Consider the following 19,496-nt stretch of genomic DNA (forward strand, 5'->3'; position numbering starts at 1 on the left):
ACCTCGGCGGAGCTGCCCGGTCCTCGGTCCCCCCGGCGCCTCAGCGGCCCTGCAGCGCCTTGACGTTGTCCCCGAAGGTCCACCCCTTCGAGCCGTCCCAGTTGAGCGACCAGGTCATCAGACCCTTGAGCGCGTTGCCGTAGTGGTTCCAGGCCTGCGACACCTGACCCGTCGACATGTGACCGCCACCCGCGCCCGGCTGGGCCGGCAGTCCCGGAACCTGCTTGTCGTACGGCACCTTGATCGTGGCGCCCTGGACGACGAGCCCCTTGTCCAGACAGTCCGTCTGGGCGGTGAATCCCTCGACCGTGCCCGCGGAGTACGAGTCGCCGGCGCACCCGTACATGCTGCCGTTGTAGTACTGCATGTTCAGCCACCACAGACGCCCGTTGTCCGCGTACTTCTTCACAATGGGCAGGTACGCGCCCCAGATCGAGCCGTAGGTGATGCTCCCGCCGGTGACATAGGCCGTCTCCGGCGCCATCGTCAGTCCGAAGTTGGACGGCATCTGCGCGAGTACGCCGTCGATGATGCGGATGAGGTTGGACTGCGAGGCCGACAGCTGGTTGATGTCACCGCTGCCGGTCAGACCGGTCTCGATGTCGATGTCGATGCCGTCGAAGTTGTACTTCTTGAGAATCAGCACCACCGTCTCGACGAACCGGTCGGCGACCGCGCTGGAGCTGAGGTCGATACCGGCGGCCGCGCCCCCGATGGACATCAGGGTGGTGAGCCCGGACTCCTTCGCCTGGCACATCTCGGCCGGGGTCGGGACCTTCACGGTCGAGTCCATCCCGTCCTCCCACAGGACGGTGCCGTCCGAGAGGATGACCGGGAAGGCCGCGTTGATCACGTTGTAGCCGTGCTGCGCGATGCGGCTGTCGGTGACCGGGATCCAGCCGAGCGGCGGGTGCACACCGTTCGACGCGCCGTCCCAGTTCTCCCAGTACCCCTGGAGCACCTTTCCGGCGGGCTTCGACTTGACCGCGCAGGTCCCGTCCTGCGCGGCGCTCGGTGTTGCGCCCACCAGCATCTGTACGACACATGCCGCCGCGAGGCCGACCCCCAGCAGACGCGATGTCCGACCGAACATGCTCACTTCCCTTCCTGTCGCGGCCGGGCGCCACCGAGGCGGTGCGGATGCCCGAGGCGGCCCGGCGCAGGGCGAGTTGGCGCGTGAATGGCATGACTCTGACAACATGGGCGGAATGCGGTCTCGCATTTCACGGCTCGCCACACGCTAGGGAGGCCCGAACCTTCCGTCAATAGGTCTGGACCAGAGAAGCCGCCGGGCCGCGAAGCCGGAACCGGTACCGGACCGGCACAACGGGGGCCGAAAGCGTTTTCCAGGGGGGCCGGTTGTCGCCACACAAAGGCTTAGCTTAGGCTTGCCTAACTCCTTGCGATCTGCATTGAGGCCGCCCGTCGTATTCCGTACGACGATCTTCGGCGTGCCCTCCTCCAGCTGCAGGGTCCTGTCGCTCCATCCGCCAAACATGAGGAACATCCATGTCCCGGTTCACCCGTGCGCGTCGCCGGACGCTCGCCGCAACTGCCGCCGCCGCAGCCCTCGTTCTCGCCCTCGGCGGCTGCTCGTCGAGCGACGACGGCAAGGAGACCTCCGGCGCATCCGGGAAGAGCGGCGGAGCGTTCCCCGTCTCCATCAAGAGCGCGCTCGGCACCGCGGAGATCAAGGAGCAGCCCGAACGGGTCGTCACCCTCGGCCAGGGCTCGGCCGAGACCGCCATCGCGCTCGGCCACACCCCGGTGGGCATCGAGAAGTACGAGTGGGGAAGCGACAAGACGGGCTATCTGCCCTGGATCCACGAGGCGGTGAAGAAGTCCGGCGACAAGCTGCCGACCCAGTTCACGGGCGGCGAGGACATCGACTTCGAGGCCATCACCGAGCTGGAGCCGGATGTCATCCTGGCGCCGTGGTCCGGGATCACGCAGAAGGATTACGACATCCTCAAGGACATCGCCCCCACCGTCGCCTACCCCGATCTGGCGTGGAGCACGGACTGGGACCAGCAGATCGACATCATCGGCCAGGCGCTGGGACAGACGGACGAGGCGAAGGGCCTCGTCTCGAAGATCGAGAAGCAGCTGTCCGACGCGGCGGCGACCCGGCCGGACTACAAGAAGTACAAGTTCTCGTACATCTACAACACCGGCCCCGGCACCCTGGGCGTGTTCAAGCCCGAGGAGCAGCGCGTCAAGATGCTCACCTCGCTCGGTCTCACCGTCGACCCGGTGGTGAACTCCTTCAAGGAGACCAAGGGCACCGACTCGGCGCTCATCGGCCTGGAGAACGCCGAGAAGCTGAAGAACAGCGATCTGCTCTTCACCTTCTACATGGATGACAAGTCCCGCAAGGAGATCGAGGCCCAGCCGCTGTACGCGGCGATGCCCGCGGTCAGGAGCGGCGCCATGGTGTACAGCAACGACAACTCCTTCGTCACGGCCTCCTCCATCATCAACCCGCTCACCGTGCCGTGGGTGATCGACCGTTACCTGCCGCTGATCGACAAGGCCATCAAGGCCGCCGACAACGGCTGAGGCCGGCCACCACCCACATGGCCACCACCACGCACGCACCGCCGAGCGGTGCCGGCACCTCACGGGCCGGCACCGCTCGGCGGGTGTCCTCCCTCGTCGTCGCACTCGTCGTTCTCGTGCTCGCCGTGTTCGCGAGCATCATGTTCGGCAGCCGGACCACCTCGTTCGGCGATGTGCTGCACGTGCTGTCCGGCACCGCCGATCCGAATGTCACCACCATCGTCGAGAGCCGCTGTCCGCGGACCGCGCTCGGTGTGCTCGCCGGTCTCTGCCTGGCCGTCGCGGGCACCCTCATGCAGGGCGTGACCCGCAATCCGCTGGCCGATCCCGGCCTTCTCGGGATCAACGCGGGCGCCTCCGCGAGCATCGTCGCCGCGACGGCGTTCCTCGGGGCGTCGGGCAGCACGGAGACCATGTGGTGGGCGCTGCCCGGTGCCCTGATCGCCGGTCTGCTCGTCCATGCGATCGGATCGGCGGGTTCGGGCAGCGGGCTGGTGCGGCTGGTGCTCGCCGGTGCGGTGCTCTCCGCCGTGCTGATGGCATTCATCCAGGCGGTGACCCTGAGCCGCCCGAAGGTGTTCGACAGCTACCGCTACTGGGTCGTCGGCGCGCTCGGCGGACGGGACTTCGACGTCTTCTGGTCGGTGCTGCCGTTCGCCGTGGCCGGTCTGGTGCTGGCCGCGATGCTCGGCCCCGGCCTCAACACGCTCGCCCTCGGTGACTCGACCGCGGCGTCCCTGGGGGCCCGTCCGGCGCTGGTGCGGGCGGGCGGGCTGCTCTCGGCCACGCTGCTGAGCGCGGCGGCCACGGCGGCGGTCGGCCCGATCGCCTTCGTCGGACTGGCCGTTCCGCATGTGGTGCGGGCGCTGGTCGGGGTCGACTTCCGGGTGCAGATCCTCTTCTCGGCACTGGTCGGCCCGGCGCTGCTGCTCCTGGCGGATGTCGTGGGGCGGGTGGTGATGCGCCCGCAGGAGCTGATGGTCGGTGTCGTGACCGCGTTCATCGGGGCACCCGCTCTGCTCATTGCCGTACGCAGGATGAGGGGCAACTCATGACATCTCATCAGGCCGGAATCCGCACCGCCTCGCCGAGGAAGGTCCTCACGGCCGGCGGGCGGGTGGCCCTGCCGGTCCGGCGGGTGTCCGTGCTGACGGCGCTCGTCCTGTTCCTGCTGCTGGTGGCGGGTGCCGTCGCCACGCTGTCGCTCGGGCGGCTGGGCATTCCGCTCTCCGAACTCGCCGGGGCGGTGACCGGCGGGGCCGAGGGCAAGAACGCGTTCGTCATGGAGCGGCTGCGAGGGCCGCGGCTGGTGGTCGCCGTGGGTACCGGCGGTGCGCTCGGGCTCTCCGGGGCACTGTTCCAGTCCGTCACCCGCAATCCGCTCGGCAGCCCCGATGTGATCGGGCTGGCGTCCGGCGCCGGGGCGGGCGCGGCGATCGCCGCGCTGCTGTTCCCGGACACCGTGCCGGTGGCGCTCGGAGCGCTGCTCGGCGCCGTCCTCGCCATGGCGCTGGTCCATGTGTCGACCGGGACCGGATTCCGCAACCCGGCCCGGCTCGTCATCGCCGGCATCGGGGTCGCCGCGATCGGCACCGCGATCACCCAGTACGTCGTCTACGCCATGGAGCGGGACCGGGCCGCCGTGCTCACCGCCTATGTCAACGGCAGCCTGTCGGCACGGTCCTGGGACGACGCCACCACGATCTGGCTGGTGCTGCTGGTCGTCGCCCCGCTCACGGCACTGATCGCGCGGCGGCTGGACATCGGGGAGATGGGCGACGACATCGCGGGCGCGCTCGGATCGGAGCCCCGCAACACGAAGACCCTCGCGGTGGTCCTCGCGATCGTACTCTCCGCCGGTGCCGTCGGCGTCGCCGGACCCATCGCGTTCATCTCGCTCACGGCTCCGCAGATCGCCAAGCGGATCACCCGGGTATCCGGCCCGCATCTGGCGCTGTCGGCGCTGACCGGCTCGTTGCTGCTGGTGCTCGCGGATCTCTGCGCCCAGCAATTGCCACTCTTCGACAACCTGCCCGTCGGCATCTACACGATGGCCATCGGGGGCGTGTACCTCGGATATCTGCTGATACGGGAGTGGCGCCGGGGAGCCCTGTGAGGCGCCCGGCGCCGGACGCCTCTGCTCGCCACTGAAGCAGCTGTACGACGCCCCGGACACGTCCTCGTCGACGCGTCCGGGGATGATCTCCGTGCCGGGCATGCTCCCAGCGGTGCCGGACCCCGCACCGTCCGCCCTCCCCGCACCTCCTTCTTGAACGCGTTCAAGAAGCGCCGTAGAGTCACCACCGAACGCACTTGAACACGTTCAAGTCGAGGGGGGTCGTGATGTCGTTGCTGGTCGGTCCGATCGTGATGCTGGGCATGCTGGTGGTGGTCCCGGTGGGGCTGCGGCTGGCCGGTGCCCCCGAGCTGGACCGGATACGCCGTCTCTGGCCGCTCTTCGCCGTGCCCGGCGCCGTCGCCCTCTGGCTGCCGCGCGGCGGCCCGGCCACCGCCCTGGCGGCCTGCTACGCGCTCGGGGCCTTGCTCCTCGCCCTGCACGCACCGCCGTGGCTGCTCCGCAACCACCGGACGCCCGGGACGCCCACGGTGACACCCGCCGAGATCGCGCTGCTGACCGCCCTGGTCACACCCTCCGTCGCCGCCACGGCCCTGGTCGCCGAACGCTCGGGGCACCCGCTCTTCGGCTTCGGGCTCGGCATCCTCGCACTGACCGTGCCGCACTTCCACTTCGCCGGATTCGCCGCCGCGCTGGTCTCGGGGCTCGTCTGCCGGATCACCGACAGCCCGGCGGGGAGGTTCGCCGCGCTGAGCGTGCCGCTGGGCACCCTGCTCGTCCTGATCGGCTACTTCATCGGGGACTGGGCCGAACTGGCCGGCGCGGTCGTGCTGACCTCGGGAATGTGGACCGTCGCCCTGCTCACCTGGCGATCGATCCGCGACCGGAACCGGGACGGGATCACCCGGCTGCTGCTCGCCGTCTCGTCCGCCGTGCTCGCGGTCACCATGGTGCTGGCGCTGAGCTGGGCACTCGGCGAAGCAACCGGGCTCCCCCACCCCACACTGACCTGGATGGCCGCCACCCACGGCCTCGGCAACGCACTGGGCTTCGCGCTCTGCTCGCTGCTCGCCTGGCGAAGGCTCCAGAACCGCACCGACCACGAAGGCAGGACGGCATGACCGCACTCACCTACCCCGAGGTCGGAGCGACCCGGCTGGGCCCGCTCCCCGACGGATACCACCACCTCCACCACCGGACCCGGGTCGGCCGCGGCCGGGCCGACTTCGAAGCGGCGGGCGCCGCCGTCACCCGCTGGCGCATGCACCGGGTCTCCGGGGCCGGGGTCCACGCGTCGGCGGACCGCGCCGAGGCCGGGGTCACCGTCCGGGTGTCGCTCGGCGCCGGACCGTTCCGGTTCACTGCTCCCTGCCGCGTCGTCTGGGCGGCGTACGAGAAGGACCTCGTCGGATTCGCCTACGGAACACTGGCCGAGCACCCCGAGTGCGGTGAGGAGTCCTTCGTGGTGGAATCGGCGGACGACGGGACGGTGTGGTTCACCGTCATGGCGTTCAGCCGCCCGGCCGCCTGGTACACCCGGCTCGCGGGACCGCTCGTACCGCTGACCCAGCGGTGGTACGCCCGCCGGCTCGGATCCACCCTGCGCCGGATCGTCGCCGAGGGCCGCGCCGAGCGGGGCTGAAGGGCTGAGCGGAGCCGGTGGGCCGATACTGGAAGCGATGGAGTGGTTCACCGCAGACGGGTACTGGCTCAGCCGGCTGGTCTTCCAGCGGGCTCTGGCCGGCATCTATCTGGTCGCGTTTCTCACCGCCGCGCTCCAGTTCCGGGCGCTGATCGGCGAACGCGGCATGCTGCCCGTACCGGATTTCCTGCGGCGTACGGACTGGCGCAGCGCGCCCGGCCTCTTCCGGCTCCACTACTCCGACCGCTTCTTCGCCCTCGTCTGCTGGACCGGCTGCGCAATCTCCGTCGCCCTGCTCGCGGGCGCGGACTCGTACCTTCCGCTCTGGGCCGCGATGGTGCTCTGGGCGCTGCCCTGGGCGCTCTATCTGTCGATCGTCCAGGTCGGCCAGACCTGGTACGGCTTCGGCTGGGAGTCCCTGCTGCTGGAGACCGGCTTCCTCGCCGTCTTTCTCGGCAACGCGCACACGGCGCCACCGGTCCTGGTGCTGTGGCTGCTGCGCTGGGTGCTGTTCCGGGTGGAGTTCGGCGCCGGGCTGATCAAGATCCGCGGCGACGAGTGCTGGCGCAAGCTGACGTGCCTGTACTTCCACCACGAGACCCAGCCGATGCCGGGACCGCTGAGCTGGTTCTTCCACCGGCTGCCGAGGCCCGTCCACCGGGCCGAGGTGGCGGCCAACCACGTCACCCAACTCCTGGTGCCGGTGCTCCTTTTCACTCCGCAGCCGGTGGCGAGCGCGGCCGCGGGGCTGATGATCGTCACCCAGCTGTGGCTGGTCGTGTCGGGGAACTTCGCCTGGCTGAACTGGGTGACGATCACCCTGGCCCTGTCCGCCGTCGACTGGTCCCTGTTCACCGAGCCGCCCGCACAGTCCGCGCCGCCGCTCTGGTACGAGATCGTCGTCATCGCGGTGACCGCGCTGGTCGTATTCCTCAGCTACCGCCCGGCGCGCAATCTGATCTCCCGGCGCCAGGTGATGAACCGCTCGTTCGACCCGCTGCACCTGGTCAACACCTACGGCGCGTTCGGCAGCATCAGCCGGGTCCGGCTGGAGGTGGTGGTCGAGGGCACCGACGAGCAGGAGCTCCACGACGGCACGGTCTGGCGGGAGTACGGCTTCCGCGGCAAGCCGGGCGATCCGCACCGGATGCCCCGCCAGTTCGCCCCGTACCATCTGCGGCTGGACTGGCTGATGTGGTTCGCGGCGCTCTCCCCCGCGTACGCGGGCCCCTGGTTCGGCCAGTTCGTGGAGCGGCTGCTGGAGAACGACCGGGACACGCTGCGGCTGCTGCGTCACAACCCGTTCCCGGATACCCCGCCCACGCATGTCCGCGCCAGGCTGTACCACTACCGGTACACGACCTGGCGCGAACTGCGGGCCACGGGACGCTGGTGGCACCGCACCTACGTGCGGGACTTCATGCCCCCCGTCTCGCTCGGTCCCTCCTGGCTCAGCCCGACCAGGCGATCTTGAACACCCAGGCGTGCTTCCCGGTCCCGCGGGCCGCCGCCGGTACGTCGATCACCAGTGAACCGCCCCGGACGCGCCAGTTGAGCGGCCGGTCGTGACCGAGCAGGGTGATCCGGTCACCGCTGCGGACCGGCACCGGTGCCTCGACCGTGAGGGTCGCGCCCGGCCGCGCCAGGGAGTGGATGTAGAACGCCCGGTTCGGCCGCAGGGTGAACCGCAGATCCTCACCGAGCTGCGGCATCCGTGACCAGTACGTGGTGTCGTAGATCGCCTCCCCGTTCGTCTTCAGCCACTCCCCCGTCTCGCGCAGCCTGCGCTGCATGATGTCGGGGATCGTGCCGTCGGCCCTGGGCCCGATGTCCAGCAGGAAGTTGCCGTTCTTGGAGACGATGTCGACGAGCGAGTGCACGACCTCCTCGGCCGTCATGTACTTCTCGTCCGGCGTCTGGGCGTTGTAGCCGTAGCTGTACGGGTCGAGGCCGCGGCTGGACTCCCACTTGGCGGTGACGATCTGGTCGTACGTCGTGTACTCGGGTGTGGTGAAGTCGTACGGGCCGATCCCGGAGCGGTTGTTGACGGTGACCTCGATAGGGCGGGCCCGGTTCTTGGCGTGGTTGAAGTACTCGGCCAGCACCCGGTGGCTGTCGTTGTCGCCGCCGATGTCGCACCAGAGGATCTCGGGGTCGTAGCCGTGGATCAGCTCCAGCATCTGCGGTCCCTGGAACTCGGTGACGTAGTCCTTGCCGGCCGTGTGCCCGGTGTACGGGACGGGCTCCAGGGTGTACGGATTGCGCGGGGCGTGGCCCATCCACGGGTGGTCGGGGTTGAACCATTCGGGCATCGAGAAGTACAGCCCGGGGTGGAGTTCGGGGGTGTAGCGGCGCGAGGCGTCGAAGAGCTCCTTGACCAGGTCGCGCCCGGGGCCCATCTTCACCGAGTTGCGGTCCGAGAGCTTGGTGTCCCAGAGCGCGAAGCCCTCGTGGTGCTTCGAGGTGAGGACGTGGTATTGGGCGCCGGCGTCCCGGAACAGCTCCACCCAGGAACGCGGGTCGAAGCGTTCGGCGCGGAACCTCGGGATGAAGTCGTCGTAGGCGAAGGACTCGCCGTAGGTGTCGCGGTGGTGGGCATGGGTGGGGTTGTTGGGGTCCTGCATCTGGTTCCAGTACCACTCCGCGTACTGCGTGCCGACCGGTGCCCAGGCCGGTACGGAGTAGACCCCCCAGTGGATGAAGATCCCGAACTTCGCCTGCTGGAACCAGTACGGCGCCTGGTGGGTGGAGAGCGAGGCGTCCGTCGGTGCGTAGTCGGGGACGCCGAGGGCGAGCGAGCGCCGGACCGTGGCCGCCGCCGCTCCGCGTCCGCGCGCGACAACGTTGCCTTCCTGGGTGGTGCCGGGTGCGGTGCCGGGTCTGCTGCGGATGCCGATGCGGACGCGGGCCTGCTCGCCGGGGGCGAGGCGGGAGACACGGGCGGGCGCGACGGTACGGGCTCCGGGCACGTCCACGGAGAGGGTGAGGCCGTCGGCGGCGAGGATGCCGACCGTGCCCGCGTTGACGACGGTGGCCTCGACGCTCTGGGCGCCGGAGTCCAGCAGCGAGGTGGTGGAGTGGGCGTCGCGCAGCGCCAACGCCCTCCCCCGGGCCGCCGGTTGGAGCGAGAGGGCGAAGATGTGCAGGGAGGACTTGTTCGGCTCGGCGGGCTGGGTGGTGGGCAGGGTGAGCGCGACGGCTTCCCTGGCCGGGTCGAGCGCGATCTCGCTGACGGCGATGGACACCTGGTGCGGGTCCTTGGCGCCGTCGGCGGTGTAGCGGTACGCGGCGGTGAGGGCGCCGCTGCCGCCGTACCAGTCGGGCCCGCCGAGCACGGGGGTCGTCGTGGTGCCGTCGGCGTAGTGGACCGTGGCCCTGCCGGACGCGGCGCCGTAGCTGCACGAGGTGAGGAAGAGGCCGGAGAGATAGCGGCCGGGCGGCAGGTCGATGCGCTGGCCGAGGGCGACGACGTTGTTCCCGGCACCCGCCGCGGAGCCGGGGAAGAGGAAGGTGGTGCCGCCGATCTCCCGCTCCCCGGCGGGGAGTTCCTCACCAGGGAAGGTGTAGCCGGAACCGTCGAAGTCGCCGCCACGGGCGTCGGCGGTGTCGATGCCGTCGTTGTCGAACCACTTGTCGAGAGGCACGGGCACGGCGGCGGGAACGGTGCCCCACCCGCCGTCATCGGTGCCTGCTCCGGTGCGCGGGGCGGCCGCGGGGTGCGGGGCCGCATCGGCGGTGGCGGGGGTGAGCAGGGCGGCGCCGACTGCCGCCCCTGCCGTCATTCCGAGTACATGGCGCCTGGGAAGTTCGGTCATGACATCCGATGATTGGAGCGCGACTCGAACCTGTCAATGCAATCTTCCAGACAGAACGAAACACGTTCCCCAGACTCATCCGATGACTGGGCGAAGCCGCGATGAGGGCCGCCCCCTCAGGGCCCGGCCCCGACAGGGCCCGTCACTTGGACTCCTCCCGGGCCCGCAGCAGCCTGGTGATCTGCCTGACGAGTTCGTCGTCGCTGGTCACGGCCTTTCCGGAGACCAGGGCGCCGAGGCGCTCGGCGGTCTGGAAGTCGTAGGCGCGCTCCCGCTCCGTACCGGGAACGCTGTCGTACTCGTCCTTCGCGCGGAAGCCGACGGCCAGATCGACCACCTTCGCGATGATCCAGGTGAGGATGAAGGAGAACGCGATCACGGAGACGATGGCGATGAGCTGCTTGCCCAGCAGCCCCCAGCCGCCTCCGTGGAAGAGCCCCTTCTTGCCGCTGATCCGCGCGGTGGCGAACAGGCCGACCATGATCAGGCCGATCAGACCGCCGACGCCGTGCACACCCACCACATCGAGTGTGTCGTCCACGTCGAAGCGGTACTTGAGCGTGATGGCGAAGGCGCAGACCGCCCCGACGACCAGGCCGGTGATGACGGCGCCGAGTGTGTTGATCTCGCCACAGGCGGGAGTGATGGCGACCATGCCCGCGACGGCGGAGGAGACGACGCCCATGGTGGTGACCGTCCCGGTGCGCCATTTCTCGACCAGCGGCCAGGTGACCATGGCGCCCGCGGCGCCGAGCTGGGTGTTGATGAACGCCGCGGCCGCGGTGCCCTGGTCGCTGAGCGCCGAACCGGAGTTGAAGCCGAACCAGCCGAACCAGAGCAGCCCGACACCGATCACCACGAGCGGAACGTTGTTGGGTCGCTCCTCGCGGCGGGCGAAGTCGCGCGGTGCCCGCAGCACCAGTGCGACGGCGAGCCCGGCGACCCCGGAGTTGAGTTCCACCGGCAGACCGCCGGCGAAGTCCAGGGCACCGAGGTGCTTGACGATCCACCCGTCCTGATCAAACACCCAGTGCGCGAGCGGGATGTAGACGATGAGCAGCCACAGGACGACGAAGACGAGCCAGCCCTTCATCGTGGCGCGGTCGGCGATCGATCCGCTGATCAGCGCGACCGTGATGATCGCGAAGCCCATCTGGAACGTGCTGTAGACGTAGGTGGGGATGTGACCGGTGAGGGTGGTCGGCCCGATGTCGTGCATGAACACGTGATCGAGGTTGCCGATGAGTCCGGCGCCGCCGACATCCGGTCCGAATGCCAGCGAGTAGCCGATCACCCACCAGACGAGCGTGCCGAAGGCGAGCGCGGCGAAGCTCATCTTGATCATCATCAGGATGTGCTGGGTGCGCACCATGCCGCCGTAGAAGAACGCCAGTCCCGGCGTCATCAGCAGCACCATGGCGGTGGAGGCGAGCAGCCAGGCGGTGTCGCCGGAGTCGTATGCGGGTGGCATCGGCGCGGGAGCGGTGTTCATCTGCGGATACCTCGTCGTGGGGGGCGGGAGGGGCACGGGGGCTGGTCGGTGATGTGTTACGGCTTGCGCAGATCGGGGGCCGGGTGACCGGTGAGCAGCCGGCGCACGGCGTCCCAGGCGGCGGTGTGCGCCGCGGCGACCCTGACGGGGCTGTCGCCCAGGAGCCGGACCCAGGCGCCGCAGTCGCGGGGCAGCACGCTGACTCCGTACAGGACGCCGAGCCCGGCCAGCGCCTCGTGGAGGGTGTCGGCCAGCTCGGTGGCCGGGGTGCGGTCGGTGACGACGAAGAGCGAGGCGACATGGTCGTGCCCGGCGAACACGCCGGGGCCGACGACGCCGTTGCCGCCCGGCCCCGCACCCGGTGCCAGGCGCAGGGTGTCGATGGCGAGGAGGGTGCCGTCGGGCCGGGCGATGTGCAGATCGGTGGCGAGGACCCGGTAGTCGTGACGCTCGCCGCGGGCGAGCCGCCCGGCGGTCAGGGTGTCGCCGACGACCACGGTCGCGCCCGGTGCGACCGTGACCTCGGTGCGCTGATAGAACCGCGAGTCCTTGAACGGGATCAGCGGGTCCGGCAGATACTCCACGTAGGCGCCCTCGTCCGCCGTGAGGTGCACGCGCTGGCTCGCGTAGTCGTGCTCCATGCGGAAGACCTTGGTGGCCGCCTGGGTGGTCAGGTGCACCTCGGTGCCGGGTCCGCAGCGGAAGTCCATCCGATAGCGGTCGGCCTGGGCGATGCCGCCGCCGGTCGCCATCAGATAGACGTAACTCATGCCGGGCATCGCCGGGTCGATCCACAACGGCCGCATGATCTGCAGCGGGGTCTTCTGGTAGCGCTCCACGAGTTCGGTGCGACCGCCCCGTACGGCGAAGGCCAGATCGAGGATGCCGACCTTGGCCGGCGAGCCCGGCCCGAGCGTGTCGGGCACGGACGCCAGGGCCGCCACGTCCGGGGGGACGCGGGCCGCGGTGTAGTAGTCCGGGGCCAGCCGGTCCGGCCGGGGCGGCGACGGGGTGGGGTGCATGTCAGATCAGCGCCTTGCGGCGGGATTCGAGGAATCCCACGACATCCTCGACACCGACGCCGGTGAGGCAGTCGGTGAGGACGACCGGGCGGTTCTCGCGGACCCGGTGGGCGTCGGACTCCATGACGTCGATGTCGGTGCGCACGTATTTGGCGATGTCGATCTTGTTGATGACGAGCAGATCGGAATCGGTGATGCCCGGACCGCGCTTGCGGGGCATCTTCTCGCCCTCGGCGGTGTCCAGTACGAAGATGAACAGGTCGACCAGGGCCGGGCTGAACGTGAGCGTGAGGTTGTCGCCGCCGGACTCGTAGAGCAGCGTGTCGGTGTCGGGGAAGCGCTCCAGCATCTCGGCACCGGCCGCCAGATTCATCGTGGGGTCGTCGCGCACGGCGGTGTGCGGACAGGCTCCCGTCTCGACGCCGACGACTCGCTCCGGTTCGAGGACCCCGTCGAGGGTGCGGCGGATGTGCTGGGCGTCCTCCTGTGTGTAGATGTCGTTGGTGATGACGGAGGGGCGGTGGCCGCGCTCGATCAGTACCGGTACCAGCGCCTCGATGAGCGCGGTCTTGCCGGACCCGACCGGTCCGCCGATGCCGACCCGCAGTACGTTGTCGTCCATGGTGCTCCCTGGCTCGTGGGGTGGATGGATCAGCTCGCGAACAGCCGGGCCTCGGCGCGTTCATGACGGCCCGACATGATGTCCGAGGCGAAGACGGTGGCGCCGACATCGGCGAGTTCGCGCCGCAGCGCCGCCTCCGCCGTCGCCTCGATGACGGGTGCGGCGTCCCGGAGCAGCCGCTGCGCTCTTCGGTGATCGGTGAGCCGCAGCCTGAGGGCGGCTCCCGCGAAGCTCGCGCAGAACGCGAACAGGTCCGCGGTGACCGCCTGGCGGACCGGGACACCGGTGGCCGCGTAGATGACGCCCGCGGCCACCGCCTGGGTACCGGGTGCCGCTCGGCGTACGACACGGTCGAAGTGGTCGGTGATCTCCGGGCGGTCGAACACCTCGGCGGCGAGGTCGAGGAGTTGCCGGCCGGTCCGGGTGGCCGCCTGGCGCATCTCGCGGCCCAGCTTGGTGGCGAACAGGTGCTCGTCGACACGGACGACGGCCGCCGCGTCGCCCGCCCGGGTCGCCCGGTGGGCGAGCGCGAGTGCGGTGGCGTCGGCCGGGCCGACGCCGTGCAGCAGCAGATCCTCCAGCAGCAGCGGGAGGCTCTCCCGGTCGACCGCCCCGGCGTGGGCGAAGCCCTCCAGGCTGTGCGACAGCGTGTAGAAGCCGCTCGGGAACGCCGAGTCGGTCAGCTGGAGGCTGACCAGCAGCGGCCCGAGCGCGGGCTCGGCGGCCGGTGTCCCGGCGACGGCCGCGCCCGACGCCCGGCCGGGTTCGCCCAGGAGGTCGCTCTCGTCGCGGTACATCGGCCTAGGCCAGGAAGAACAGGTGGTTGAGGGGCAGTTCCTGGGCCGGGTCGATGGTGGCGACCTTGCCGTTGAGCGTGACCTTGAACGTCTCCGGGTCGACCTTGATGTCCGGAAGCGCGTTGTTGCGGACCATGTTGTGCTTGCCGATGGTCCGGGTGCGACTGACCGGCAACACCTTGCGATCCAGGCCCAGTTCGGCCGGGACCCCGGCGGCGATGCCGGCCTGGGACATGAAGGTGACATGGGTCGCCTGCAGGGCCTTGCCGTACTGCCCGAACATCGGCCGGTAGATCACCGGCTGCGGGGTCGGCAGCGAGGCGTTGGGGTCGCCCATCTGCGCCCAGGAGATGATGCCGCCCTTGATCACCATCTTCGGCTTGGCACCGAAGGAATGGATGGGCCAGAGCACGATGTCGGCGATCTTGCCCCTCTCGATCGAGCCCACGTGGTCGGAGATCCCGGTGGCGATGGCCGGGTTGATGGTGACCTTCGCGAGGTAGCGCAGCACCCGCTGGTTGTCGTTGCGGGCGGAGTCGCCCTCCATCGTGCCCAGCTTGTCCTTGCAGTGGTGGGCGATCTGGAAGGTCCGGGTGACGGACTCGCCGACCCGGCCCATGGCCTGCGAGTCGGAGGAGACCATGCTGATCACGCCGAGGTCGTGCAGGACCGACTCGGCGGCGATCGTCTCGGCGCGGACGCGACTGTCGGCGAAGGAGACGTCCTCGGGGATGTCATGGCTGAGGTGGTGGCAGACCATGACCATGTCGAGCAGTTCGTCCACCGAGTTCTTGGTGTACGGCAGCGTCGGGTTGGTGGAGGAAGGCAGTACGTTCGGCTCGCCGGCCACCCGCAGGATGTCCGGGGCGTGGCCGCCGCCCGCGCCCTCGCTGTGGAAGGTGTGGATGGTGCGGCCGTCGAACGCGGATCGGGTGTCCTCGAAGAAGCCGCTCTCGTTGAGGCTGTCGGTGTGGATGGCCACCTGGACGTCGTACCGGTCCGCGACGCTCAGCGAGTTGTCGATCACGGCGGGGGTGGCGCCCCAGTCCTCGTGGACCTTCAGGGCACAGGCCCCGGCCTCGATCTGCTCATTGAGCGCCTCCGGCAGACTGCCGTTCCCCTTGCCCATGATGCCGAGGTTGACCGGAAAAGTCTCGGCCGCCTGGAGGAAGCGGGCAATGTTGTACGGGCCGGGTGTGCAGGTGGTGCCGTTCGTGCCGTCCGAGGGACCGGTGCCACCACCGATGAGTGTGGTGATGCCGTTGGTGAGCGCCTGCTCGGCCTGTTGCGGAGCGATCAGGTGGACATGGGAGTCGATGGCGCCCGCGGTGGCGATGAGGTGCTCACCGGCGATGGCCTCGGTGCCCGGCCCGATGACCAGGTTCGGGTGGACGTTGTTCTGGGTCTGCGGGTTGCCCGACTTGCCGATGCCGGCGATGAAGCCGTCCTTGATGCCGATGTCGCACTTGACGACGCCGACGACGGGGTCGATGACGACGACGTTGGTGATGACGGTGTCGAGGGCGCCCTGGGTGGAGGTGGCCTGCGGGTCGGAGGCCATGCCGTCACGCATGGTCTTGCCGCCGCCGTAGAGGACCTCGTCCCCGTACAGGCCCTCACTGAAGTCCTTCTCGACCTCGACGACGAGGTTGGTGTCGGCGAGATGGAAGCGGTCGCCGACCGTCGGGCCGAACATGTCGGTGTACTGCTTGCGCGGCAGGATGGGCATCAGCGCGAACCCTTCTTCTTTGCCTTGGAGTCCTTGGCGTCCTTGGAGTCCTTCGAACCCTTGGTGGTCCTGCTGTTCCCGGGGCCCTTCCGCGGTGCCCCGGAGTCGTCGCCGTCACCGTCCCGCGTGCCCTGGAAGCCCAGCTCGATCGCCTTGCGGACGGCCTCGACCTTGGCCGGGTGCGAGGCGAGGCTGCCATTGAGCAGCCCGCTGAACCCGACGAGCCGGCCGGTTCCGGCGTACGCGCACAGCTCCACGTCGCGCGTGCCGCCGGGCTCGATGCGTACCGACGTGCCGGCGGGGATGTTGAGGTGCATGCCGAGCGCCTTCTGGCGGTCGAACGACAGCGCCGAGTTGACCTCGAAGAAGTGGTAGTGCGAGCCGACCTGGACCGCACGGTCGCCGGTGTTGCTCACGGTGAGCTTGACCGTTCGGCGACCGGCGTTGATCTCGATCGGTTCCTTGCCGTAGAGGTACTTCTGACGGAACGTCATGCGATGCTCCTGATGACTTGGCCCGCACCATGGACGTGCGGGTGCCGATGCGGGTGCGGATGTCCGTGACCGTGGTCGTGTCCACCGCCCGGTGGGTGGCTGTGGGAGTGGCCGTGGTTGTCGGCGGCGGTCAGTCCGGCCGCGATGCCGTCGTCGCCGTGCTCGCCCCGGTGCCGCCGGGCATCGGCCACGCGCTCGGCCAGCACCCGGGCCAGCGCCGCGGGAGCGATCAGCGGACCGGCGGATTCGACCCGCACACCGGGTACGTCGGGCACCTCGGGCCGCGCGAACGCCGCCGGGAGCAGCACCACGTGCCGCGCGCCCAGCAGCCGGCAGCGCCGGACCCCCTCGGCGGGATCGGGGTCGCCCCCGGTGAACGCGACCTCGACCAGGTCGTGGCTGCCGTAGCGGCGGACCAGGCTCGCGACCCGGTACAGCTCGGCGTCCTCGAACGGGTCACCGGCCGGGGCCGTGACCAGCAACGCGGAGTTGTCCGGGGCACGGCCCGCCGCCGCGCGCAGCCAGGCGGTCAGATGCTGGGAGGTGCCGAACGGCTCGGCCAGCACGGTCGCGGCGCGTTCGGCGGCGGGCAGTGCGCGCAGTGTGCGGGCGGCGTCCGCGACGAGTTCCGGGTCGCGGCCGAGCGTCATCGGGACGACGCAGCTCTGCTCGCCCCGGCGGCTCAGCGCGGCGACGGTCCGGTACAGTGCGCGCCCGTTGGGTACGACGGTCACCTCGGGGTCCAGCAGGCCGTGCAACGCCTCTCCGTACGCGGCCTCGTGGCCGCACACGGCGATCACCCGGCGGTGGTCGGACACCGGTTCAGCCGCCGATGGGGTCGTGGCAGGACACCAGTTTGGTGCCGTCCACGAAGGATGCTTCGATCTGGAGCAGTCCGAGCATGTCCCGTACGCCCGGCATGGTGTCGTCCTCGCCGATGACGTGACGGCCGAGTTCCATGCAGTCGGCGACGCTCTTTCCGTCGCGCGCGGCTTCCAGGATCGCCTCGCTGATCAGCGCCACGGACTCGCTGTAGTTGAGCTTGAGGCCACGGCCCTGGCGCTTGCGGGCCAGGTCGGCCACGACGTACACCAGCAGTTTGTCGATCTCGCGAGGTGCGAGGTTCATCGTCAGTACCTTCCTCTGGGATGCGGGGAGGGGCGGGGTGGGGTGGGTACGGGCCGGGCGGTCAGCCGCTCCTGCGGAAGCGGGGCAGCAACGGGACGGCCGCCATGAGCACCCAGGTCACGAGGATGAACGGCCAGGTGAAGGTGTGGCCGCCGAACGGTTTGAAGAACGAGGTCAGTGAGGCGGTCAGGCCGGTGGAGGCCGCGGCGCCGAAGAGCGCGTACGCCCCGTTCCACACCGTGGCGGTGAGGAAGACCGCACCGACGGCGATGGAGACGAGCACGGCGTTGTATCCGTAGATCCCGCCGGCGATCAGCGCGGTGGGGGCGCCGAGCACCCAGGCGGCGACGATCCCGACGACGCTGCCGGCCGCCGCGTACAGCACCACGCGCACTCCGGCGAAGGCCAGGCCGACGAGCATGATGAGCCCGACGTACCACGCGTCAACCAGGAAGACCTGCGAGACATTGGTGAAGAAGGCGTGCCACAGGTCGTCCCAGGAGATCGCGGTGTCCCCGCTGGTGGTGCTGGACACGGGCTTCGGCGCTCCGTGCCAGATCCGTCCGAAGGACGGCGCCCCGAGCACCATGACGCCGGAGACCAGGCAGAACGGTGCGGTGAGCGCGGTCAGTCCGTACGGCTTGAGCAGGGTCGTCAGCGTCATGGTCAGTACGGTGCACATGATCGAGCCGATGACCGCGAGCACATAGGTCGCGGGGTGGTTCCCGAGCGAGGTGACCAGCGCGATGCCGGTGAGGCAGCCGGAGTACCCGTGGAGGCCGAGGGCGATGCCGGACCGGTCGACGAGGAGCACGTAGGCGGTCAGCGTCGAGACGACGGTGCCCAGGGTGGCGAAGAGCCCGATCCGCCAGCCCGCCGCCCACAGCCCGGCGAGGATGAACGCGCCCGTCCAGATGCACGGTTGGAGGTCCACCTGCCCGACTCCGCGGACCGAGGCCAGGAGGAAGGCGGTCGGTTGCCGGTTTTCGAGTTTCCGGACGACAGCCGGCTCGGCGATGGGCAAGGGAGCTCCAACAGCTCGACGGAGAAGGGCCGCTCCCCTCACGGGACGAAGAGGGCGGGAATTGACCTACCGCCATCCATGCATATGCCGGGCTGCTCCTCTCGCCGTGCGGTGTTCCGCTACTCCGTTCGAGTCCGCAAGTGCGCTGCTCCGCGTGCTGCGCGTGTGCGTCCGGGACAGCCCTTAGGTTCGCCGGATGTTCCCGAGGATGCGACTGCACCACCACACCCACCCCGATCACCATCCGGGGGCGCAGCCGGCCGTCGTGATGGCCGTCGCGATCGGGGGCGCCGCGGGGGCCGTGGCCCGCTACGGTGCCGAGTGGCTCTGGCCGGCCGGCGCTCCGGCGTTCCCCTGGACGACTGTGCTGATCAACGCCGTGGGCTGCTTTCTCATGGGTGTCCTGATGGTCACCTTGAAGCTGCGCTTCCCCGGATCGCCCCGGCTGATCAGTCCGCTGCTGGGCACCGGTGTGCTCGGCGGGTTCACCACGTTCTCCCATTACACGAACAATGTGCGGCAGCTCTTCGAGAACGGCCGGCCCGGCTATGCGGTCGGCTATCTGCTGCTGACGGTCGTCGTGGCCCTGGCCGCCGTGACGGCGGGCGCCTTCGCCGCGCATTTCGCGCTCGGACGCGGCTACGCGGACCGGGACGGCGTCCTGTGACCGACTGGCTGCTGGTGCTCGTCGGCGGACTGGTGGGGGCTCCGGTTCGTTATCTGCTCGGTGTGGATGCCAAATTCCGCCTCCACACCGCCTTTCCGTGGGGCACCTTCGCGGCCAACGCGGCGGCGGCGCTGCTCCTCGGCTTCCTCTCCGAGGCGGTGACCGACGGGGATCTCGGGCCCCGGGCCCAACTGCTGCTCGCCATCGGCTTCTGCGGCGCGCTGTCGACCTGGTCGACGTTCTCGTACGAGCTGCTGACCCTCACTTCGGCCCGCCGGCTGGCCATGGCGGCCGGATATCTGGTGCTCACCGTCGGTGCGGGCGTCGGTCTTTCGTTCGCCGGGGCGGCCGTGGCGCATGCGGTCCTGTGAACGGCGCATGCCCCGACCGGCGGAACTCCGGCCCGCGCGATGCGGGCCGGAGCTCGG

At 69.8% G+C, this 19,496-nt stretch carries 19 protein-coding genes; 8 read left to right on the plus strand and 11 right to left on the minus strand.

The window, feature by feature from the left end:
• Positions 1 to 40 precede the first annotated feature (40 nt).
• The gene (locus tag OG520_RS04420; protein ID WP_406012238.1) at positions 41 to 1,093 is read right to left on the minus strand and encodes a chitinase; all 1,053 of its coding nucleotides are present in this window, start codon (positions 1,091 to 1,093) and stop codon (positions 41 to 43) included.
• A gap of 416 nt (positions 1,094 to 1,509) precedes the next feature.
• Here OG520_RS04420 and OG520_RS04425 point away from each other — a divergent pair, with 416 nt between their 5' ends.
• The 6 genes from OG520_RS04425 (at position 1,510) to OG520_RS04450 (ending at position 7,752) form a co-directional block, all read left to right on the plus strand.
• Positions 1,510 to 2,559 (plus strand): iron-siderophore ABC transporter substrate-binding protein, encoded by a 1,050-nt coding sequence (locus OG520_RS04425; protein WP_406012239.1) that lies wholly within the window; start codon positions 1,510 to 1,512, stop codon positions 2,557 to 2,559.
• A gap of 17 nt (positions 2,560 to 2,576) precedes the next feature.
• On the plus strand, positions 2,577 to 3,614 hold the full coding sequence (locus tag OG520_RS04430; RefSeq protein ID WP_399335040.1) for a FecCD family ABC transporter permease: 1,038 nt from the start codon (positions 2,577 to 2,579) through the stop codon (positions 3,612 to 3,614).
• Positions 3,611 to 4,675 carry a FecCD family ABC transporter permease gene (locus OG520_RS04435; RefSeq protein WP_406012240.1) on the plus strand — a complete coding sequence of 355 codons (1,065 nt, stop codon included), beginning with the start codon at positions 3,611 to 3,613 and terminating at the stop codon, positions 4,673 to 4,675. Before OG520_RS04430 ends, OG520_RS04435 begins: the two co-directional genes overlap by 4 nt.
• Before the next feature lie 227 nt (positions 4,676 to 4,902).
• Positions 4,903 to 5,757 (plus strand): YndJ family protein, encoded by an 855-nt coding sequence (locus OG520_RS04440; RefSeq protein ID WP_406012241.1) that lies wholly within the window; start codon positions 4,903 to 4,905, stop codon positions 5,755 to 5,757.
• Complete coding sequence (locus tag OG520_RS04445) at positions 5,754 to 6,278, plus strand: DUF1990 family protein (RefSeq protein WP_385330331.1); 525 nt, start codon at positions 5,754 to 5,756, stop codon at positions 6,276 to 6,278. The genes OG520_RS04440 and OG520_RS04445 overlap by 4 nt, the downstream gene beginning before the upstream one ends.
• A 37-nt stretch (positions 6,279 to 6,315) precedes the next feature.
• The gene (locus OG520_RS04450; protein WP_399335046.1) at positions 6,316 to 7,752 is read left to right on the plus strand and encodes a lipase maturation factor family protein; all 1,437 of its coding nucleotides are present in this window, start codon (positions 6,316 to 6,318) and stop codon (positions 7,750 to 7,752) included.
• Here the strand turns inward: OG520_RS04450 and OG520_RS04455 are convergent.
• The 10 genes from OG520_RS04455 to OG520_RS04500 all read right to left on the minus strand — a co-directional run bounded on the left by OG520_RS04455 (position 7,730) and on the right by OG520_RS04500 (position 18,401).
• The gene (locus tag OG520_RS04455) at positions 7,730 to 10,093 is read right to left on the minus strand and encodes an alpha-L-fucosidase (RefSeq protein WP_406012242.1); all 2,364 of its coding nucleotides are present in this window, start codon (positions 10,091 to 10,093) and stop codon (positions 7,730 to 7,732) included. The genes OG520_RS04450 and OG520_RS04455 overlap by 23 nt on opposite strands.
• A 142-nt stretch (positions 10,094 to 10,235) precedes the next feature.
• Complete coding sequence (locus tag OG520_RS04460; protein ID WP_406012243.1) at positions 10,236 to 11,585, minus strand: ammonium transporter; 1,350 nt, start codon at positions 11,583 to 11,585, stop codon at positions 10,236 to 10,238.
• Positions 11,586 to 11,641: 56 nt separating this feature from the next.
• Positions 11,642 to 12,607 carry an urease accessory protein UreD gene (locus tag OG520_RS04465; protein WP_406012244.1) on the minus strand — a complete coding sequence of 322 codons (966 nt, stop codon included), beginning with the start codon at positions 12,605 to 12,607 and terminating at the stop codon, positions 11,642 to 11,644.
• Between the two features lies 1 nt (position 12,608).
• Complete coding sequence (gene ureG, locus OG520_RS04470) at positions 12,609 to 13,229, minus strand: urease accessory protein UreG (protein WP_406012245.1); 621 nt, start codon at positions 13,227 to 13,229, stop codon at positions 12,609 to 12,611.
• A gap of 29 nt (positions 13,230 to 13,258) precedes the next feature.
• Positions 13,259 to 14,026: an urease accessory protein UreF gene (locus tag OG520_RS04475; RefSeq protein WP_406012246.1), complete on the minus strand. Its 768-nt coding sequence runs from the start codon at positions 14,024 to 14,026 to the stop codon at positions 13,259 to 13,261.
• Between the two features lie 4 nt (positions 14,027 to 14,030).
• Entirely contained in the window at positions 14,031 to 15,755 is a 1,725-nt protein-coding gene (ureC, locus tag OG520_RS04480) for an urease subunit alpha (RefSeq protein WP_406012247.1), read from the minus strand.
• Positions 15,755 to 16,249 carry an urease subunit beta gene (locus OG520_RS04485; RefSeq protein WP_406012248.1) on the minus strand — a complete coding sequence of 165 codons (495 nt, stop codon included), beginning with the start codon at positions 16,247 to 16,249 and terminating at the stop codon, positions 15,755 to 15,757. Before OG520_RS04485 ends, ureC begins: the two co-directional genes overlap by 1 nt.
• The gene (locus OG520_RS04490) at positions 16,246 to 17,067 is read right to left on the minus strand and encodes a cobalamin biosynthesis protein CbiX (RefSeq protein WP_406012249.1); all 822 of its coding nucleotides are present in this window, start codon (positions 17,065 to 17,067) and stop codon (positions 16,246 to 16,248) included. The genes OG520_RS04485 and OG520_RS04490 overlap by 4 nt, the downstream gene beginning before the upstream one ends.
• Before the next feature lie 4 nt (positions 17,068 to 17,071).
• A complete protein-coding gene (locus OG520_RS04495) occupies positions 17,072 to 17,377 on the minus strand; it encodes an urease subunit gamma (protein WP_266430117.1) in 306 nt (101 codons plus the stop codon).
• A gap of 61 nt (positions 17,378 to 17,438) precedes the next feature.
• The gene (locus tag OG520_RS04500) at positions 17,439 to 18,401 is read right to left on the minus strand and encodes an urea transporter (protein WP_406012250.1); all 963 of its coding nucleotides are present in this window, start codon (positions 18,399 to 18,401) and stop codon (positions 17,439 to 17,441) included.
• 196 nt (positions 18,402 to 18,597) lie between these two features.
• Between OG520_RS04500 and OG520_RS04505 the strand changes: the two genes are divergently transcribed.
• Both OG520_RS04505 and OG520_RS04510 read left to right on the plus strand, forming a co-directional pair.
• Complete coding sequence (locus OG520_RS04505) at positions 18,598 to 19,068, plus strand: fluoride efflux transporter FluC (RefSeq protein WP_406012251.1); 471 nt, start codon at positions 18,598 to 18,600, stop codon at positions 19,066 to 19,068.
• Positions 19,065 to 19,439, plus strand: a complete 375-nt coding sequence (locus OG520_RS04510) for a fluoride efflux transporter FluC (RefSeq protein WP_406012252.1) — start codon at positions 19,065 to 19,067, stop codon at positions 19,437 to 19,439. The genes OG520_RS04505 and OG520_RS04510 overlap by 4 nt, the downstream gene beginning before the upstream one ends.
• The last annotated feature ends 57 nt before the right edge of the window (positions 19,440 to 19,496 follow it).

The sequence above is a fragment of the Streptomyces sp. NBC_00984 genome, assembly GCF_045162475.1.
Lineage (GTDB): Bacteria > Actinomycetota > Actinomycetes > Streptomycetales > Streptomycetaceae > Streptomyces.

Bases quoted from the DNA above. Each gene is read 5' to 3' on its own strand.
- OG520_RS04495 (WP_266430117.1), bottom strand. From the start codon at position 17,377: ATGAACCTCGCACCTCGCGAGATCGACAAACTGCTGGTGTACGTCGTG.
- OG520_RS04505 (WP_406012251.1), top strand. From the start codon at position 18,598: ATGTTCCCGAGGATGCGACTGCACCACCACACCCACCCCGATCACCAT.
- OG520_RS04465 (WP_406012244.1), bottom strand. From the start codon at position 12,607: ATGCACCCCACCCCGTCGCCGCCCCGGCCGGACCGGCTGGCCCCGGAC.
- OG520_RS04485 (WP_406012248.1), bottom strand. From the start codon at position 16,249: ATGACGTTCCGTCAGAAGTACCTCTACGGCAAGGAACCGATCGAGATC.
- OG520_RS04435 (WP_406012240.1), top strand. From the start codon at position 3,611: ATGACATCTCATCAGGCCGGAATCCGCACCGCCTCGCCGAGGAAGGTC.
- OG520_RS04455 (WP_406012242.1), bottom strand. From the start codon at position 10,093: ATGACCGAACTTCCCAGGCGCCATGTACTCGGAATGACGGCAGGGGCG.
- OG520_RS04440 (WP_406012241.1), top strand. From the start codon at position 4,903: ATGTCGTTGCTGGTCGGTCCGATCGTGATGCTGGGCATGCTGGTGGTG.
- OG520_RS04450 (WP_399335046.1), top strand. From the start codon at position 6,316: ATGGAGTGGTTCACCGCAGACGGGTACTGGCTCAGCCGGCTGGTCTTC.
- OG520_RS04425 (WP_406012239.1), top strand. From the start codon at position 1,510: ATGTCCCGGTTCACCCGTGCGCGTCGCCGGACGCTCGCCGCAACTGCC.
- OG520_RS04430 (WP_399335040.1), top strand. From the start codon at position 2,577: ATGGCCACCACCACGCACGCACCGCCGAGCGGTGCCGGCACCTCACGG.
- OG520_RS04445 (WP_385330331.1), top strand. From the start codon at position 5,754: ATGACCGCACTCACCTACCCCGAGGTCGGAGCGACCCGGCTGGGCCCG.
- OG520_RS04420 (WP_406012238.1), bottom strand. From the start codon at position 1,093: ATGTTCGGTCGGACATCGCGTCTGCTGGGGGTCGGCCTCGCGGCGGCA.
- ureC (WP_406012247.1), bottom strand. From the start codon at position 15,755: ATGCCCATCCTGCCGCGCAAGCAGTACACCGACATGTTCGGCCCGACG.
- OG520_RS04460 (WP_406012243.1), bottom strand. From the start codon at position 11,585: ATGAACACCGCTCCCGCGCCGATGCCACCCGCATACGACTCCGGCGAC.
- OG520_RS04475 (WP_406012246.1), bottom strand. From the start codon at position 14,026: ATGTACCGCGACGAGAGCGACCTCCTGGGCGAACCCGGCCGGGCGTCG.
- ureG (WP_406012245.1), bottom strand. From the start codon at position 13,229: ATGGACGACAACGTACTGCGGGTCGGCATCGGCGGACCGGTCGGGTCC.